At 67.0% G+C, this 17,342-nt stretch carries 11 protein-coding genes, 1 tRNA gene and 2 pseudogenes; 5 read left to right on the top strand and 9 right to left on the bottom strand.

Annotated features, from left to right (window positions below; translation table 11 throughout):
- Window positions 1-198: 198 nt before the first annotated feature.
- The 4 genes and pseudogenes from J1C47_RS13760 (at window position 199) to J1C47_RS13745 (ending at window position 5,797) form a co-directional block, all read left to right on the top strand.
- Window positions 199-1,038: a glycosyltransferase gene (locus J1C47_RS13760; RefSeq protein ID WP_207351338.1), complete on the top strand. Its 840-nt coding sequence runs from the start codon at window positions 199-201 to the stop codon at window positions 1,036-1,038.
- Between the two features lie 597 nt (window positions 1,039-1,635).
- Window positions 1,636-3,579: pseudogene (locus J1C47_RS13755) on the top strand (TonB-dependent siderophore receptor); the annotation flags it as partial.
- A complete protein-coding gene (locus tag J1C47_RS13750; RefSeq protein ID WP_207351337.1) occupies window positions 3,573-4,703 on the top strand; it encodes an ABC transporter substrate-binding protein in 1,131 nt (376 codons plus the stop codon). The pseudogene J1C47_RS13755 and the gene J1C47_RS13750, both read left to right, overlap by 7 nt.
- Window positions 4,700-5,797, top strand: coding sequence for a siderophore-interacting protein (locus J1C47_RS13745; protein ID WP_207351336.1), 1,098 nt, complete (start codon window positions 4,700-4,702; stop codon window positions 5,795-5,797). Before J1C47_RS13750 ends, J1C47_RS13745 begins: the two co-directional genes overlap by 4 nt.
- Window positions 5,798-6,085: 288 nt before the next feature.
- Here J1C47_RS13745 and J1C47_RS13740 read toward each other — a convergent pair whose 3' ends face one another.
- A complete protein-coding gene (locus J1C47_RS13740; RefSeq protein ID WP_207351335.1) occupies window positions 6,086-7,201 on the bottom strand; it encodes an isochorismate synthase in 1,116 nt (371 codons plus the stop codon).
- 264 nt (window positions 7,202-7,465) lie between these two features.
- Window positions 7,466-7,615: pseudogene (locus tag J1C47_RS13735) on the bottom strand (transposase); the annotation flags it as partial.
- Between the two features lie 150 nt (window positions 7,616-7,765).
- Between J1C47_RS13735 and J1C47_RS13730 the strand changes: the two are divergent.
- Window positions 7,766-9,712 (top strand): SEL1-like repeat protein, encoded by a 1,947-nt coding sequence (locus J1C47_RS13730; protein WP_207351334.1) that lies wholly within the window; start codon window positions 7,766-7,768, stop codon window positions 9,710-9,712.
- 272 nt (window positions 9,713-9,984) lie between these two features.
- On the opposite strand, the gene J1C47_RS13725 is transcribed toward J1C47_RS13730, so the two are convergent.
- The 7 genes from J1C47_RS13725 to J1C47_RS13695 form a co-directional block, all read right to left on the bottom strand.
- Window positions 9,985-10,060, bottom strand: a tRNA-Ala gene (locus tag J1C47_RS13725).
- Between the two features lie 192 nt (window positions 10,061-10,252).
- Window positions 10,253-10,858: a recombination mediator RecR gene (recR, locus tag J1C47_RS13720; protein ID WP_207351333.1), complete on the bottom strand. Its 606-nt coding sequence runs from the start codon at window positions 10,856-10,858 to the stop codon at window positions 10,253-10,255.
- A 467-nt stretch (window positions 10,859-11,325) separates the two neighbouring features.
- Window positions 11,326-11,649 carry a YbaB/EbfC family nucleoid-associated protein gene (locus J1C47_RS13715; RefSeq protein ID WP_207351332.1) on the bottom strand — a complete coding sequence of 108 codons (324 nt, stop codon included), beginning with the start codon at window positions 11,647-11,649 and terminating at the stop codon, window positions 11,326-11,328.
- A 167-nt stretch (window positions 11,650-11,816) separates the two neighbouring features.
- The gene (locus tag J1C47_RS13710; RefSeq protein WP_207351331.1) at window positions 11,817-13,718 is read right to left on the bottom strand and encodes a DNA polymerase III subunit gamma/tau; all 1,902 of its coding nucleotides are present in this window, start codon (window positions 13,716-13,718) and stop codon (window positions 11,817-11,819) included.
- 373 nt (window positions 13,719-14,091) lie between these two features.
- Complete coding sequence (locus tag J1C47_RS13705) at window positions 14,092-14,439, bottom strand: PepSY domain-containing protein (protein ID WP_207351330.1); 348 nt, start codon at window positions 14,437-14,439, stop codon at window positions 14,092-14,094.
- 309 nt (window positions 14,440-14,748) lie between these two features.
- On the bottom strand, window positions 14,749-15,474 hold the full coding sequence (gene phbB, locus J1C47_RS13700; RefSeq protein WP_207351329.1) for an acetoacetyl-CoA reductase: 726 nt from the start codon (window positions 15,472-15,474) through the stop codon (window positions 14,749-14,751).
- 276 nt (window positions 15,475-15,750) lie between these two features.
- Window positions 15,751-16,935 (bottom strand): acetyl-CoA C-acetyltransferase, encoded by a 1,185-nt coding sequence (locus tag J1C47_RS13695; RefSeq protein ID WP_207351328.1) that lies wholly within the window; start codon window positions 16,933-16,935, stop codon window positions 15,751-15,753.
- Window positions 16,936-17,342 lie beyond the last annotated feature (407 nt).

Here is a 17,342-nt window from a genome sequence, read left to right as displayed (position 1 = left end):
ACCCAGCGTTCCGAAAAGGCCAGGATCTCCGCCACCTCTGCCCGCGATCGACCCTTCGCCAGAAGCAGGATCGTCTGGAAATGGTTGCGCTCGACGACGTCGGCGGCGTCGCGAAATCGCCGTTCAAGCTCATCGATCGTCAGCGGCTCGGGACTGAACGCCATCAAAGGCCTCCTTCAAATCGCTCCCATCAAGCCTATGAAATTCGAGCCCAAGCGGGAATCCTCTGAATCAATCCCCCGAATTCGGTATCAGAGAGATCTGCCGTTTCAGGACATCGAGGTGATTGTCGTCGACAACGGCTCTTCCGATCCCCCGACGATCGAGGATCTTGCACGTCCTGGCCTATCCGTCGCGGTGCATCGCTTTTGCAGCCCGACCGTCTCACCCGTCGCGGCGATGAATTTCGGGCTCAAGCAAGCACGGGGCGACATCATGGCTGCGATGATCGACGGCGCGCGCATGGCCTCGCGAGGCCTGGTGCGCGCGGCTCTCGCCGCCGTCGCGCTTCATCCTCGGGCTGTCGTCGCAAGCTACAACTATCACCTTGGCCCGAAACCCCAGCACGAAAGCATCAAGGACGGCTATACGAAGGCCGTCGAAGATGCCCTCCTGGCCTCGATCGACTGGCCGACTGGCGGCGGCAGGCTGTTCGAGATCGCCTGTTGCGGCCATTGTGAAGGTTGGCCCGGGCCGCTCATCGAAAGCAACGCGCTCTTCATGCGCCGGGACATGTGGGAGGAACTCGGCTACTACGAAACACGCTTCAAGAGCCCGGGCGGCGGCGCGGCGAACCCGGACCTTTTCGCGCGCGCCTGCGCACTGCCCGACGCACAACTCGTCAAGCTCATCGGCGAGGCGACGTTTCACCAGATCCATGGCGGCACCATCGCCAACATGGAGAAACGCGACGCTCTCAAACTCCTGCTCCTCGAATACGCCAAGATCCGCAAGCGGCGGCTGGCGCCGGTCGAACAGCCCGCTTGGCTCTACGATTCGCGGACCGGAACCGTGACGCGCCAGAGCGGGATGAAATGAGCTTCGCTCATCCTCCCGCTCCATCTTCCTGTTTGCGCATGATCTCTTCAGAAAACCGAGTGCATCAGTGCACTAGTGGACTGAATTTGACATTTGAGTCCCGATCGGATGAGGCGTTGTATCAAATGTCAAATTCGAAAAATCCACTAGGATCATAATCTTGGCTCGTGGTCTTTCGATTCCGACATTTGCTGCGCGGTCTCGACAAAGCGGTACCAGATGTCGGAATCGGACCACTAGAGGCTGTCACGGACCCTGGACATGGAATGCGCTGACGAGGCTTCGAAGCGCGAGGTCATCCAAGGTGGCGACCAGACTTGCCAGGATGAAAGTCTTGGCTTCGTCACCCTCCTGGCGGAATGATCTTCGCCGGTCGAACGAACGCGGACCGTCTCGAAGGTCCACAACAGCCCCCAGGCCCGACATGCCAGCTCTCAGCATCATCATCGTCAGTTACGCGATGACACCCCAACTCCGCCGCACGCTCCTGTCGCTCGCCAGTCCGCATCAGCTTGGGCCTCCTTTGATACCGGCGACAGGGTTCTCGCCAAGCGCAGCACGACGGCGACCAAGACCGACACGCCGGTTCTCGAGACGCCGCAGTCGGTCTCGACGATCACCCGCAAGCAGCTCGACCTGCAGGATCCGGACACCGTCGGCGAGGCGCTGCTCTATACGTCGGGGGTGCTCGCCGATCGTGATACGAATTCACGATACGATTCTGTGTTCCTGCGCGGTTTCGGCGCCTTCGGCACCTCGACCAGCTACGTGTCCTATCTCGACGGGCTGAAACTGCCGCGCGGCCAGGCCTTCGCGCAGACTGCGATCGATCCCTATCTCCTGGACCGCATCGACGTCATCAAGGGTGCGTCGGGCCTTCTCTACGGACAGGTCAGCCCCGGCGGGCTGGTCAATCAGGTCAGCCGTGCCGCCTCGGCGACGCCGTCCCACGAGATCTTCGTCGAGGGGGGCACCGACGGGCGCATCCAGGGGGGAGCAACGTGGCGCGGGGCTCTCGTCGAGGACGGCAGCGTCCAATACAGTCTCACCACCATCGGCCGCTATTCCGGCACCCGCTACGAAGATGTCGACGAGGGGCGTTTCGCCGTCGCGCCGGCGCTCACCTTCGAGCCCGATGCCGATACCAGGCTGACGATCCTCGGATATTACCAGAAGGATCCGGAAGGCGGCTATTTCAACTCGCTCTATCCGGACTTTCTCGCCCCGTCCACCTACCGGTCCTACCTCAACCGCGGCCTCAATGTCGGCGATCCCGACTTCGATTCATTCGATCGCGAGGAGTACGGCGTCGGCTACCAGTTCGAGCACCGGTTCAACGACCTCGCCACGGTGCGCTCGAACCTGCGCTATTCATCCGTCGACCTCGACTTCCAGTCGCTGCAGATGGCCGGCCCGATCACCGCCGCCGGCCTGATTCCGCGCCAGGCGCTGCGCTCGATCGAGAATGTCGGCGGCGTCTCGACCGACAATCAGGTGGAACTCGAATTCGACACGGGCGCGATCGGGCACGCGGTGCTGGCCGGTTTCGACTACCAGCATTCCCGGAGCAGTTGGGAATACCGCTACGGCCTGGCCCCGTCGCTCGACGTGACCAATCCCGTCTATGGTCAACCCATCGCTCCCCTCGTACCGATCATCGACAGCGACCAGACGCTCCAGCAGACCGGACTATATCTCCAAGACCAGCTGAGCTTTGGCAACTTCCGTGCGGTCCTGGGGGCGCGCCACGACTGGGCGGACCAGGAGACGGAAAATCTCCTCGCCGGAACCAGCAACGACCAGTCGAACGAGGCGAACAGCTACCGGGCCGGGCTGCTCTATCTGTTCGACAACGGCCTCGCCCCATATGCGAGCTACTCGACGTCCTTCGAGCCGGAAGTCGGCGTCGACCCGGCTGGCAACGCCTTCGTTCCGAGCACGGCCGAGCAGTACGAGGTCGGCGTGAAATACGCGCCGCCCGGGATGGATGCGCTGTTCACCGCGGCGGCCTTCGACATCACCAAGAAGAACGCGCTCGTGCCGGATGCGATCGGCTTCAGCCGGCAGGAGGGCGAGATCAGGTCGCGGGGTCTGGAATTCGAGGCCCGCGGCAGCCTGACGCGAAACATCGAAGTGATCGGGGCGGTGACCCTGCTCGACGTGGAGGTGACGCAAGCCGCCGTCGCGGCCAATGTCGGCAACCGCCCCCAGGCCGTGCCGGACTACTATGGATCGCTCTGGGCGAACTACTCCTTCACCGATGCGACCTTCGACGGGTTGACGGTCGGCGGTGGCCTCCGCGTGGTGGGGCCGAGCTATGCCGACGATGCCAACACCATCGAGGCCGACGGCTATGCCCTGGTCGACCTCGCTCTTCGATACGACTTCGGCCGGAAATTTGCGGATCTGGACGGGCTGCAGGCGACGCTCAACGTCACCAATCTGTTCGACAAGGACTATTACTCGAGCTGCAGCTCGAACATCTACTGCCAGTTCGGCAATGGCCGGCAGATCCTGGCGGGGCTCAAGAAGGTATGGTGAGGCCGGCCGCCGGCATCAGCCGCCGCGGGCTCCTGGCGGGTGCGGCGGCGTTGGCGGCGGTGAATGCCGCCCGCTCCGCGGCGCCGCCGTCCGTCACCGACATGCTCGGGCGGAAAGTCTCGCTGCCGGAGCGGCCGGGCCGCATCGTGCTCTTGGAGGCGGGCGACATCCTGACGATGGGAGCCATTCATCCGTCTCCCGCCTCGCTCGTGGTCGGTTGGGCGGCGACCGACCGGATCGACAGCGAGACGCTGCGCCGGGCCTATGAAGAACGGGCCGGGCATTCCATCGCGCTCGTCGGCGGACAGGGCCCGGACACCGTCTCGCTCGAAGCGGTCGTCGCGCTGGCTCCCGATCTCGTCGTTGCGAGCGCCTATGCCAACGGCGGCAGCGACGCCTTCGTGGAGCGGCTCGAGGCGGCCGGCATCCCGGTGATCTTCAGCGACGCCGCGGACAATCGAGGCGGGGGCGGCCGTCGCGACGACCTGGCGGCCGTGATGCGGCTGTGGGGCGCGGTTCTCGGCCGCCAACGGGAGGCCGAAAGCTACCTGTCCTTCGTCGATGACCACCGCGCGGCGGTGCGCCGGCGGCTGGAGGGTGCCACGGCGGTCAAGACCTATCTCGAGGTGCAATCGACCTACGACGACTGCTGCTGGGCTGCCGGCAGGTCGATCTGGGGAGAACTTCTTGCCGAGGGCGGTGGCCGCGCCCTCGACGCGGTCACGGCGCCCTGGTTCCAGAAGATCTCCGCCGAGCAGCTGATCGTCGAGGATCCCGATGTCTACATCGCCTGCGGGGGCGGCTTTTCGCCGTCCCTGCGGCCGGCCATCGGGCCGGGGATTTCGCGCGGGGAGGGGCGAGCGGGATTGCGGCGGCTCGTCAGGCGAAGCGCTCTGTCGAGTGTCGAAGCGGTCCGCGACGGGCGGGTCCACGGCATCTGGACGGGCTTGATCACGGTGCCGCCGCTCCATCCGCTTTTCGTCGAGCTCGTCGCCAAGTGGACGCATCCCGACGCCTGCGCCGACCTCGATCCCCGCCGCACTCTGGCAACGATGAACGAGCGATTCTTCTCCGTCGCCATCTCGGAGCCCTTGTGGGTCAGCCTCGAAGAGGACGACGGATGACCCTGAAGGCGCAGTGCGGCATCGCATTTCCCCGGATCGCCGACTTCATCGACGTGATCGTCGACGCGCTCGACGCCCACGACATGCGCGTCGAGCGCCAGGCGCAAGGCTTCGTCGCCGTCTCGCCCTTCGGAACGGCGCGCCTGACGCCCGGCGACGAACGGCTCGATCTAGTGATCGAAGCCGTGGACGGCATCAATCTCAACCGGGTTCGATATTCGCTCACCGGTCTGATTCAGTTCAACGCCAAGTCCGAGCGTCTCGCAATCGAGTGGACGGGCGACACGGCCGGCGACACCCTCCCGCCGGACCTGCGCATCCTCACGGTGCGCGAGGTATTCGACGTGACGCCGCGCATGCGGCGGGTATCCTTCGCCGGCGAGGACCTCTTCCGGTTCGCCTCGCCACATCAGCTGCATGCGCGTCTTCTGTTCCAGCCGAGGGGAACGTTCGCGCCGGAATGGCCGCGGCTCGACGACCGCGGAAGCATCGTCTGGCCGGGCGGGCGGCAACGGATCGGATCGCGGGTCTATACGATCCGCTCCGTCGACGCCGGGGCGGGCGTCCTCGCCATCGACTTCGTTCTGCACGAGAGCACGTCGGGACCGGGCATCGAATGGGTCCGTTCCGCCCGTCACGGCGACGTCGTCGGGATCCTCGGTCCCGCGGCGCATGGGCCGAAGCCGGCGGACCACCATCTGCTCGTCGGCGACGAGACCGGGCTCCCGGGAATCGCCCGGATTTTGGAAACGCTCCCCGAGGCGGCGGTCGGCGCCGCCCTGATCGAGGTGAACGATCCCGGCGAGCGCCAGAGCCTCGCCGGGCCGCCGGGCGTCGCCGTGCATTGGCTCTATCGAGACGGATCGCCGGCGGGCACGGCGCGGCTGCTCGAACACGCTGTCGAGGCGATGCCGCCTCTTGCGACCGACAGCTTCGTGTGGGTCGGATGCGAGTTCCACGCCTTCCGGGCCATTCGCGCGATTCTGAAGGCGAGGGGTTTCCCCGCGTCGCGGCAGGTGTGCTTTCCGCATTGGCGGCGCGGCATGAGCGAGGAGGACATCGTCGACGTCGGAGGCGCCGCGGTCGCCGGGTGACCCGGTCGCGCCATCCGTGCCGGTCGCCGAAGACCAGACCGCCATGACGCGGCAGAGCCCGTCGCCGGCAGCGGCCGCGGATGCCGCCTGTCGACGGCTGCTGCGCCGGATGGCGATTGTCGACCGCTTGTCGGGGGGTGGGCGGCGCCAACTCCTCAGCCTGGGCCAGGCCATCGTCCGCAGCCCGCGGGTTCTGCTCCTCGATGAACCGACGAGCGCACTCGATCTCAGGCATCGGCACCGGGTGATGGCGTTCGCGAAAGCGTTCGCCCGTTCGGGCACAGACTTTCACATGAGTGCGTTGATGAAGGTCCGCATCTTGGTGGCTGTCTCGGCGTGTTCCTTTTCCGGATCGGACCCGGAAACGATACCCGCCCCACCGAAAACCGTCGCTTCTTTGCCATTCACGATTCCGCAACGTAGAGCGAGCACCCATTCGCCGTTGCCCTCGCCATCCATCCAGCCGATGAGCCCCGCATACCAACCTCGCGGGAAATCCTCGAGGTCGGCGATGGTCCGCTCCGCGGCGACTTGCGGCCAACCGCCGACCGCCGGCGTGGGATGCAGCGCATAGGCAAGTTCGATCGGCGAGATCCCTTCGTGCAGCGTCCCGGATATGCGCGTCCCAAGATGCCAGACGACGGGGGTCTCGAACAGGGTGGGCTCGCCCGGTACCTCGACATCCTCGGCGAAGCCGCGGAATGTCTCCCCCACTGCCCGCACAACCAAAAGATGCTCTCGACGATCCTTGCCAGAAGCAAGGAGAGACTCCGCCGCCTGCCTGTCCTCGCTCGATCCGGCGAGACGGGGGGCCGATCCCGCCAGCGGATGGCTCGATACACGGCGCCCGGAACTGCCGAGCACCAGTTCCGGGCTGGCGCCGAGAAACACGCTGGACGTCTCTCCGGCTTCGCAGGGCAGGTCTATGCGGTATACGAAGGCCGCGCGGTTATGGGCGCGCAGACGGGCGTGGACGCGGTCGCAGTCGATCGGAGCCGGGCATTCGACGATGACGCGGCGGGCGAGCACCACCTTCTCCAATTCGCAGGCCCCTATGCGCCGCACGGCCTCAGCGACCCACTCGCGAAAGGCCGGTGAATCGCTTCCCTGGATAGAAACGGGGTCCGTGACCTCGTCTCGAACGGGCAGAGCTCCTTGGTCGGCGCAATCCCACTTTACGACCTCAGGCACCCACAGTCTGGCCGGCGCGCCTCGCTCGAACGGGACGAGCCCCACGACGACCGGCTTCTCGGCGGCTCCTCGCCCGCCTTGCGCCGAGGCAAATCCGTTGCGGACCGCCTCGGCGACCGCCGGCCCGTTCCAGACGTCGGCCGTCACACGCCGGGAGACACCACGACAGCGCAGCCGATAGCGTGGTGTCGTCAACTCGAAACTCGCATGCATGCTTCGGGTCCGCTCGGTCGAGCCCGCTGGCGGGCTTTCCCCATCGGGCATGATGACAGGGGCACCACTGCAGGACGCTTGGCGCATCCGGTTCGATGCAGCGGTGAAGGAGGATCGCCTCGCTTCCGATCGCCAGTTACCAAAACGGGACGGCATCGTCCAGTTAAATATGAGTGGAAATGTCATGTTTTAAGTGGACGTGATCGTGCAGCGCCGCGCGCGCCCCGAGCGCCGCACCCGCCGCAACGCTGTGGTGACGATTAGCTACCTGATCGAGATGGCGATGGCGGCGAGTTTGACGAAGCCGAGGGAGTTGGCGAACAACTTGTCGTATCGTGTTGCGACGCGACGGAACTGCTTCAGCTCGCTGAAGAAGCGCTCGACGACGTTTCGCTCAGTGTAGAGGTCTTCGTCGTCGTTGCGCGGCAGTGCCGCCGCGGCAGTCCGCGGATCACGACGACCGGTGCACCTCTGCAGGTCGTGGGATGCAGACGGCCTTCTGTCCTTCTCCACAAACCGGTATCTTGTTCCCTAGCGTCAATGAAATCTGGAAGGCGGAAGCGGATGGTGAAACGTCATCGCAGATTCCCCGGTGCTTTCCTGTTGATCGCCATGGGCTGGGTCGCGCCGGCGGCCGCCGGTTCGCTGACATACGGACCGTTCAGCATCGACGACGCGGCGCCGACCGTCATCAGATTCACCGGCGTCATCGGCCCGCGCGACGGCGTCAATTTCAAGAAGATCCTCCGGGCGGCGCCCGCGGCGCGCACCCTCGAACTCGACAGCCCCGGCGGCAATCTGATCATCGCTCTGGCGATCGCCGAGGACATGGTCGGCGAGAAATTCACGACCGTCATCCCGGCCGGGGCGCATTGTCTCTCGGCCTGCGCGCTTCTGTTCTTTGCCGGGGCGGAGCGCGCGGCGAGGGGGGAACTCGGGGTCCATCAGATCGCGTCGACCAGATCCGGCGACGTCGGCTTCACCCAGGTCGCCCTCGCCGACGTCCTCGACTTCTTTCGCCGCGCCAACGTGGATCCGGAGGTCATCCAGCTGATGCTCTCCACCCCGCCGGAGTCGATGCACGTGTTCACCGCCGCCGAGATCGCCCGCCTGAACATCGACACACGTCCACGAGCCGTCGCCGCCGATCCGACGAGCGAGTGCGACAGGCTTGCCGCGTCGCCGCTCGACGAGACGCGGCCCGCAACGATCGCCGGGGTCGACCTTTCGAAGATCGATGCCGGCAATGCCGTCAAGGCCTGCGAAGCCGCCGTCGCCGCCCATCCGGACGAGGCGCGGCTGATGTTCGACCTGGCGCGGGCCCTTCGGGCGGCGGGATCGCGCGACCGGGAGGCCGCCGAATGGAACCGCAAGGCGGCCGAGCTCGGCCACGCCATCGCCGCCTTCGATCTCGGCGTCATGTACGAAGAGGGCCGCGGCCTCAACAAGGACAACGCCCAGGCGGTGGTCTGGTACCGGCGCGGAGCCGAGAAGGGCTTTCCGACCGCACAGACCTATCTCGGCGACATGTATGCCAACGGCCTCGGCATCGCCCGCGACGACGGCGAGGCCGTCGCCTGGTACCGCCGGGCGGCCGGAGAGGGGGATGCACAGGCTGCGTCCAATCTCGCCGACATGCTCGACGGCGGTCGCGGCGCTGCCGAGAACCCGGCGGAGGCGGTGTCCTGGTATCGCAAGGCCGCCGACCAGGGCCTCGCGCAGGGCGCGTTCGGCCTCGCCTCGATGTACGATCGGGGCCGCGGCATCGCCAGGGACGATGTCCAGGCCGTGCAATGGTACCGCAAGGCGGCCGACCAGGGTCATGCGCTGGCACAGCTTCATCTCGGCGACATGTATTTCAACGGCAGGGGGATCCAGAAGGACGAGACCTCCGCCATCGCCTGGTATCGCAAGGCCGCCGAGCAGGGGAACACCCAGGCCCAGCTCTACATGGGATGGATGTATTTCAACGGGCGCGGCGTCGCGAAGGATCTCGGTCAGGCGGCCGTCTGGTACCGCAAGTCGGCGGAGGCCGGCAACGCCGCGGCACAGTTCACCCTCGGTTCGATGTACGAAGAGGGACGCGGCCTGACCAAGGACCTCCAGCAGGCGGTCGACTGGTATCGCAAGGCGGTGGATCAGAACAACAATTCCGCCCAGCTCAATCTCGGCGTGATGTATGCCAACGGCTCCGGCGTCGCCAAGGACGAAGCGACGGCCTTCGACCTCTTCCGCCGCTCGGCCGACCAGGGCAATGCGAGCGCCGAGAACAATCTCGGCTGGATGTACGGGAACGGGCTCGGGGTCGCCAAAGACGAGACCGCTGCCCTCGCCTGGTACACGAAAGCCGCCAGCCAGGGGAACGCCATCGCACTCTTCCATCTGGGCGAGGTCTACGAGAACGGCCGCGGCGTGGCAAAGGACAGGACCAAGGCGGTGGAATACTATCGCCAGTCGGCCGAGAAGGGGAATGCAAGCGCCAAGCAGGCGCTGGCGCGGCTCGGCGGATGAAGGAGAGACCGGCATGTCGTGGCCGGGCAGGTCGCGGATGGTGCCGACGGGAAAGCAGATCGGCGTGCGAACGCCGGCATCCTGCGCACGACGACCGCCGCAGCCGACCACCGCATGCCTGCGGCACTGCCGTCGGCCGCGGATGCCGGCGCGCGCGATAGTTCTGCGGCCGCCGATCCGCCCGCCGTCGGAAGTGGCGGTTCGGTGCAGACGGGATCCGAACCGACCGTGTTTGATCCGCCGGCATGCTTCAAGTCGGACAGGAAGGGATTTGGTGGAGCCAAGGGGGATCGAACCCCTGACCTCTACAATGCCATTGTAGCGCTCTCCCAGCTGAGCTATGGCCCCACGCGCCGCGAGCGGCTCGGGACGGGACTGGGTGGCCCGTCTCGTGTGGGCGGGTTCATATGCGAGACCGGGCGACAGATCAAGGGATTTTCGTCGCGTCGGCGAAGCCTCTCGCGCGGCGGTGCCGGATCGCCGCGCCGGCCTGCGGGAGACTGCCCCGCGCCGCCCCGGGCGCCCCACCGCGGGCGGGCCTCACAGACTGGTGCGGGCCCGCATCGCCGCCGAAAGCGTGCCCTCGTCGAGATAGTCGAGTTCGCCGCCGACCGGCACGCCGTGGGCGAGCCGCGTGACCTTCACCTCGAGCCCCTCCAGCCGGTCCATGATGTAGTGGGCGGTCGTCTGGCCTTCGACCGTGGCGTTGACGGCGATGATCAGCTCCGTGACGCCGCCGGCCTCGATCCGGTCGATCAGCTGGCGGATCGTCAGGTCCTCGGGGCCGATCCCTTCCAGGGGCGAGAGCACGCCGCCGAGGACGTGATAGGCGGCGTTGAGCGCCTTCGCGCGCTCCAGCGCCCAGAGATCGGCGACGTCCTCGACGACGATCACAGTCGCCTGGTCGCGGGACGGATCGGTGCAGATCGTACAGGGATCGCGCGAATCGATGTTGCCGCAGGTCGAGCACACGCCGATCCTGTCGCGCGCCTCGGCCATCGCCGTCGTGAGCGGCGCGAGCAGCTGCTCGCGGCGCTTGACGAGATGCAGCGCGGCTCTTCGGGCCGAACGGGGACCAAGGCCCGGAAGCTTGGCGAGGAGCTGGATCAGCTTCTCGATTTCCGGCCCGGCGACGGATTTTGCCATGTGTTTCTATCGCAATTTGCAGATGAGATGGGGCGCTTGCACGGTCACGCTCTCGATTTCGGGGGGCGGCTCGCCGCTGCGGAACGTCTGCTTCAGGGAAGCGGCCGCCAGGCCGGCGTCTCGTCGGCGTTCCCATCTCACGCGCAATCGTGCGGGCAGGAGGCACGATGCTCTCCGCTTCGTCATCCCGGCCACCGCGCCGGGATCCATGCCTCTTTCCCGGAATGGCCCTCGTCGGAACAGAAAGATCGATGAGCTGGCAATTCACCGCCGCGTCGGCATTGATGAATTGGAATGGATCCCGGTTCAAGACCGGGATGACGACGCATCGATGATCTTACCCGCACGCTCATTGCGCCGTGGAGGCGGAAACTCCGCTCAAGCCGCGACGAGAAATGTGCATCAGCCAGAGCAGGCTGCATGGATCTCATCGAGCGCGGCGCCGGGATCGATCGTCCCCACCCTGATCAGAACGGAAACTTCATGCCGGCCGGCAGGTTCAGCCCGGCGGTCAGTTCCTGGGTCTTTTCCTGGATCGCCAGCTGCAGCTTGGAGTGGGCGTCGGCATGGGCGGCGACGACCAGATCCTCGAGGATGTCCTTTTCCTCTTCCTTCATCAGCGAGGGGTCGATCGCGAGACCGGCCATCTCGCCGGTGCCGCTGAGCGTGACGGTGACGAGGCCGCCGCCCGACTGGCCGGTCACCTCGATCGCCTTCACCTCGTCCTGCAGCCCGGCCATCTTCTCCTGCATGGCTTTCGCCTGCTTCATCATGTTCATCAGGTCTTTCATGTCGGCAAACTCCTCGGTCGGATGGGGCGGCCCGGGGTCCCGGTCGGGCCTTCGGCGATATAGGGGCGACGGCGCCGGGGTTTGAGGCCGGATCTTCGGCTTTTCACGGCTCATTCATTGCCGATCTCTCGGCGGCCGGCTTTGCCGGCGCCACTTGCGACCGGCCGTCAATCCTCGTCGAGGAATTCCTCGGGGTCGCCGGTGAAGTCGGCCTCGGCGGCCTCGGCCGGCGAAAGCTCCGCCGCCTCCGCCTCGGCGGTCCCGCCGCGCAGGGTGACGTTGGTGATCCGGGCGCCGGGGAAGGCGGCGAGGATCGTCGCGACCTCCGGATCGTTCGCCGCGTCGTCGATCAGCGAGGCGCGCTTTTCGGCTTCGCGCTCGTCGAGGGTCGGCTCGCCCTTGGCGGACGAGACCGAGATCACCCAGCGCCGCCCGGTCCAGGCGTGCAGCCGCTTGGTCAAATCGCCGACGAGGGTCGCCGGGGCCTCGGGCGCCAGCGCCACCTCGATGCGTCCCGGCTGGAAGCGCACGGGCCTGAGATAGCGGCGGATCGACACCCGCATCAGCGAATCGCGCCTGTCCTCGGCAAGCCGCGCCAGCGCCTCGACGCTGCCGATCACGGGCTCGTCCGACACCGGTTGGGGCGCGGTTTCCGGCCGGGCGCGGGCCTCCAACCTGGCGCCGCCGCCGGAGGCGACGAGCCGCGGCTGCGCGCCGGCATTCGCGGTGCCTGCGGCGCGGCCGGCATGGCCCGCCTCGCCGCTCCCCGGCGCGGCCGGCAAAGCGCTCGCCCGCGGGGCGGAGCCATTGCCGCCACCGCTGCCGCCGTCCGCTCCCCGCGGCGCGGCACCTGCCGGAAGCGCGGCCCCGCCGCCCTCGCGAACGAGGCGCAGCAGCTCGTCCGGGGAGGGCAGGTCGGCGGCATGGGCGATGCGGATGAGCGCCATCTCGGCGGCCTGCCGGGGCGTCGTCGTCGAGCGCAGCTCCTCCGACGCCTTCAGGAGCATCTGCCAGACCTGGCCGAGGGTGCGGATCGAGAGCTTGCGGGAAAGCGCCAGCCCGCGTTCGGCCTCCATCGGCGAGATCGCCGCGTCCTCGGTCGATTCCGGCACGTAGCGCAGCGTCGTGACGAGATGGGTAAAGTCGGCGAGTTCGGAGATCACCACCGCCGGATCGGCGCCGGAGGCATATTGATCGCGCAGTTCCTTCAGCGCGCCGGCGGCGTCGCCGGCCATCAGCGTCTCGAAGAGGTCGATGATCCGCACCCGATCGGCGAGACCCAGCATGTCCCGGACCGCGAGGGCGGTGACGGTGCCGGCGCCATGGGCGATCGCCTGGTCGGTGAGCGACAGCGAATCGCGGACCGACCCTTCGGCGGCCCGGGAAATCAGGCGCAGCGCGTCGTCCTCGATCGAGACGTGTTCCGCCTCGGCGATCTTTTTCAGATGCCGGATCAGCACCGCCGATTCGACGCGGCGGAGGTCGAAGCGCTGGCAGCGCGACAGGACGGTGATCGGAACTTTCCGGATCTCGGTCGTCGCGAAGACGAACTTGACGTGCTCCGGCGGCTCCTCGAGCGTCTTGAGCAGGCCGTTGAACGCCTGGTTCGACAGCATGTGCACTTCGTCGATGATGTAGACCTTGTAGCGCGCCGAGACCGGGCGGTAGCGCACCTGGGCGATGATCTCGCGCACGTCGTCGATGCCGGTGTGGGAGGCGGCGTCCATCTCGACGACGTCGACATGCCGGCCCTCCATGATCGCCTGGCAGTGGACGCCGGGGGCGGTCATGTGGATCGTCGGCTCGTTGATCGCGTCGGTCTCGTAGTTCAGCGCGCGGGCGAGGATGCGCGCCGTCGTCGTCTTGCCGACGCCTCTGACGCCCGTCAGCATCCAGGCCTGGGCGATGCGGCCGGTCTCGAAGGCGTTGGTGAGGGTGCGCACCATCGGCTCCTGGCCGATGAGGTCGTCGAAGGAGCGCGGCCGGTATTTGCGCGCAAGAACGCGATAGGGCTCGGGCTTTTCGCCGCCTGCCGGGCCGTTTCCTGCGCTGCCCTCGGTTTCGCTCATGATGCCGCTTCAGCCGGTCCTGGTCGCTCGCTGTGAGATCCGTTCTGACGGCATCGCCGCACCGGCGCAAGGGTGGTGGCGTGGCATCGATCCATTCGTATCGTCACCCGTCCGCTCTCAGGGTCTCGTGGGACTTCATGCTTCGGGCACTCCCACCCATCGCCGACACCGCGCCACGACGGCCGGAGCGAGTTAGACTCTCTCGCGATACCGGAATTGCTTTGCCTGTCCGGGTGCACAATCATCTGTCCGGCCTGGGCGGGGAGCCTGGCCGACACGGCGCCAGACGTGAAACGGGCGGCGGACCGTCCGGCCGCCGCCCGTCTCGGTTTCGCTGTCACGTCCCCGTGGCTCAGCGCATACGATTGACTGCTCAGCGCACGCGAATGACGGCGCCGCTGTCGCGGTCGATGTCGACGCGGATGTCGTTGCCGCGGCGATCGATGCCGGCGACCTTGTAGGTGCTGCGGGTCTTGGTCACCGCCTCGACGTCGTGGAGACCCTGGCGCCGGGCGATGCGGATCGCGTCGCGCTCGGAGATCTCGTCCCGGACGACATGCCGCTCGTCGCGGCGGTGGTCGCGATCCTGGTCGCGCATCTCCTGCGGCGGCACGAGGCGGACGCCGTCGCGGCCGATCTGGATTGACTGGGCTGCCGCGGGAACTGCGGCCGAAAGGCTGGCCGCCGCCAGAATACCGTAAGTCCAATACGCCTTGCGCATGGTCGTTTCTCCTCCGCCGGCACGATCATCCGGCGTCTTCTTGTGTGAAAGTGGAGGAAAAACCCTCGTCTTTGCAAATGGTTCCCGTGCGATAAGGTCGCAGGCCGGCGGCACGGCTTCGAGCGCGGCGGCAAGGGCCTCCCCGAGACTTCGTATGTGGGCATTGTTTACCCGAGCGGCCTGCCGAACGTGCGGGCTCTTCATCCGTCTTCCAGCCCGCCGCCGTGGCCCTCTGGAAATCCGTCCGGCGTGACGGAGGCGGCAGCGGCGAAGAGGGCCCGTCGATGCCGCCGCCCCGTCAGACCCTGGTCAGGCCATATACTGGCCGCCATTCGCCGACAGCGTCGAGCCGGTGATGAAGCCGGCCTCGTCCGAGGCGAGGAAGACGACGCAGCGGGCGATCTCCTCCGCCTCGCCGAGGCGGCCGACCGGGATGTTCGCGACGATCTGCTTTGCCATGACGTCCGGCGGGATCGTCGCCATCATGTCGGTGTTGATGTAGCCCGGGCAGACGGCGTTGACCGTGACGTTCTTGCGCGCGCCCTCTTGGGCGAGGGCCTTGGTGAAGCCGATGTCGCCGGCCTTGGCGGCGGAATAGTTCGCCTGGCCCATCTGGCCCTTCTGGCCGTTGATCGACGAGATGTTGACGATGCGGCCGAAGGAGCGGGCGCGCATACCCTCCCAGACCGGCCGGGTCATGTTGAACAGGCCGTTGAGATTGGTGTTGATCACCTGCTGCCACTGCTCCGGCGTCATCTTGTGGAACATCGCGTCGCGGGTGATGCCGGCATTGTTGACGAGGATGTCGACCGGGCCGAGCTCGGCCTCGACCCTGGCGATGCCCTCGACGCAGGCGTCGTAGGAAGAGACGTCCCATTTGTAGACCGAGATGCCGGTCTCCGCCTTGAAGGCGTTCGCCCGCTCGTCGTTGCCGGCATAGGTGGCCGCGACGTTGTGCCCGGCGGCCTTGAGAGCCTTCGAGATCGCCGCGCCGATGCCGCGCGATCCGCCCGTCACGATTGCTGTTCTGGCCATGTTTCCTCCCTTTCGACGATCCGCTGGCGGTTGGCCTTTGCCGGCGGTAGGCTTTGGGAGGAGACTAGGGTTCGCGCGGACCCGTGGCTAGCTGCCTTTCGGCGGAATGTCCGGCGAATTTGCGCCGGCCCTCGCCGGGTCGGGGAGAATTTCGCGTCGAGAGGCGCGCGGCTGCACCATCGGCGGGGTGTGCGGAGATCATCCTGCGATGCCGAAAGATCCCCGTCCCGGTTCCGCCCGCGGCTACTTCCCCAATGTCGTCCCGGGCGAGAAGCGTCACACCCTCTCGAAGCACATGGCGACACCCATGCCGCCGCCGATGCAGAGCGTCGCGAGGCCCTTCTTGGCGTTTCGGCGCTGCATCTCGAAGAGCAGCGTGTTGAGGATGCGGTTGCCGGAGGCGCCGATCGGGTGGCCGATGGCGATCGCCCCGCCATTGACGTTGACGATGTCGGGGTTCCAGCCGAGATCCTTGTTGACCGCGCAGGCCTGCGCGGCGAAGGCCTCGTTCGCCTCGACGAGGTCGAGATCGTCGACCGACCAGCCGGCCTTTTCCAGCGCCTTGCGGGAGGCCGGGATCGGGCCGGTGCCCATGATCGCCGGATCGACGCCCGCGGTCGCCCAGGAGACGATGCGCACCATCGGCGTCAGCCCGCGGCGCTCGGCCTCCGCCTCGCTCATCAGGACGGTCGCGGCGGCGCCGTCGTTGATGCCGGAGGCATTGGCGGCGGTGACGGAGCCCTCCTTGTCGAAGGCCGGCCGCAGCTTGCCGACGCTGTCCATCGTCACGCCGTGCTTGATGTACTCGTCGTCCGAGACCACCGTGTCGCCCTTGCGGCCCTTGACGGTGAAGGGGACGATCTCGTCCTTGAAGCGGCCGGCCTTCTGTGCCGCCTCGGCCTTGTTCTGGCTCTTCACGGCGAATTCGTCCTGCATCTCGCGGGTCAGCTGCCACTGATTGGCGACGTTTTCCGCCGTATTACCCATGTGATAGCCGTTGAAGGCGTCGATCAGCCCGTCCTTCAGCATGGTGTCGACCATCTTCAGGTCGCCCATCTTCTGGCCGGCCCTCAGATAGGCGGCGTGCGGCGCCATCGACATCGATTCCTGGCCGCCCGCGACGATGACCTTGGCGTCGCCACAGGCGATCTGCTGCATGCCGATGGCGACGGTGCGAAGGCCGGAGCCGCAGAGCTGGTTGAGGCCCCAGGCGGTGGTCTCCTTCGGGCAGCCCGCGGCCATCGCCGCCTGGCGGGCCGGGTTCTGGCCCTCGGCGGCAGTGAGGATCTGCCCCATGATCACCTCGTCGACTTCGCCGGCGTCGACCTTGGCGCGCGACAGCGCTTCCTTGATCGCCACGGCGCCGAGTTCGTGCGCCGGCACCTGTGCGAAGGCGCCGTTGAAGGCTCCCACCGGCGTGCGCGCCGCGCCCACGATCACCACGGATTGCGTGTTGCTCATCGTCATTTCCTCCGCTGTCCTTCGGAACCTGCCTGCCCGCTCGGTCGCCGGCTGAGCTCCGCCCCTGAGATAGGGTCGCCCCGCGCCCGCGAAAGAGGCCCCACGCCGGGCTTTTCGGCCTTTCGTGCCGCCGCGCCGGCCGGACGCCGAGGGCGCCGGCATTCGGTTCCCGGGGCGTGCCCCCCGTTGTTGAACCCGACGGCGCGGCCTCTGGCAAGTCCCGCCGGCTCGCGCTGCGGCATCGCGAACTTTCCGCAAAGCAGCGACCGCTTCCGGCGCCGCACCGCGAAAAGCTGTCGACGTTCCGATCGAACCATTTGGAATGTGCGGGAAATTGTGCCTATCATTTATGCGGCGCACATGAGCGTCCGCACAAAAGCGCGGCGCTCCGGCCCAGGGCGGGTTCC

The sequence above is a fragment of the Jiella sonneratiae genome (assembly GCF_017353515.1).
Lineage (GTDB): Bacteria > Pseudomonadota > Alphaproteobacteria > Rhizobiales > Rhizobiaceae > Jiella > Jiella sonneratiae.
Note: the sequence above shows the minus strand (reverse complement) of the source record. Positions and strands in the feature narration are given on the sequence as shown.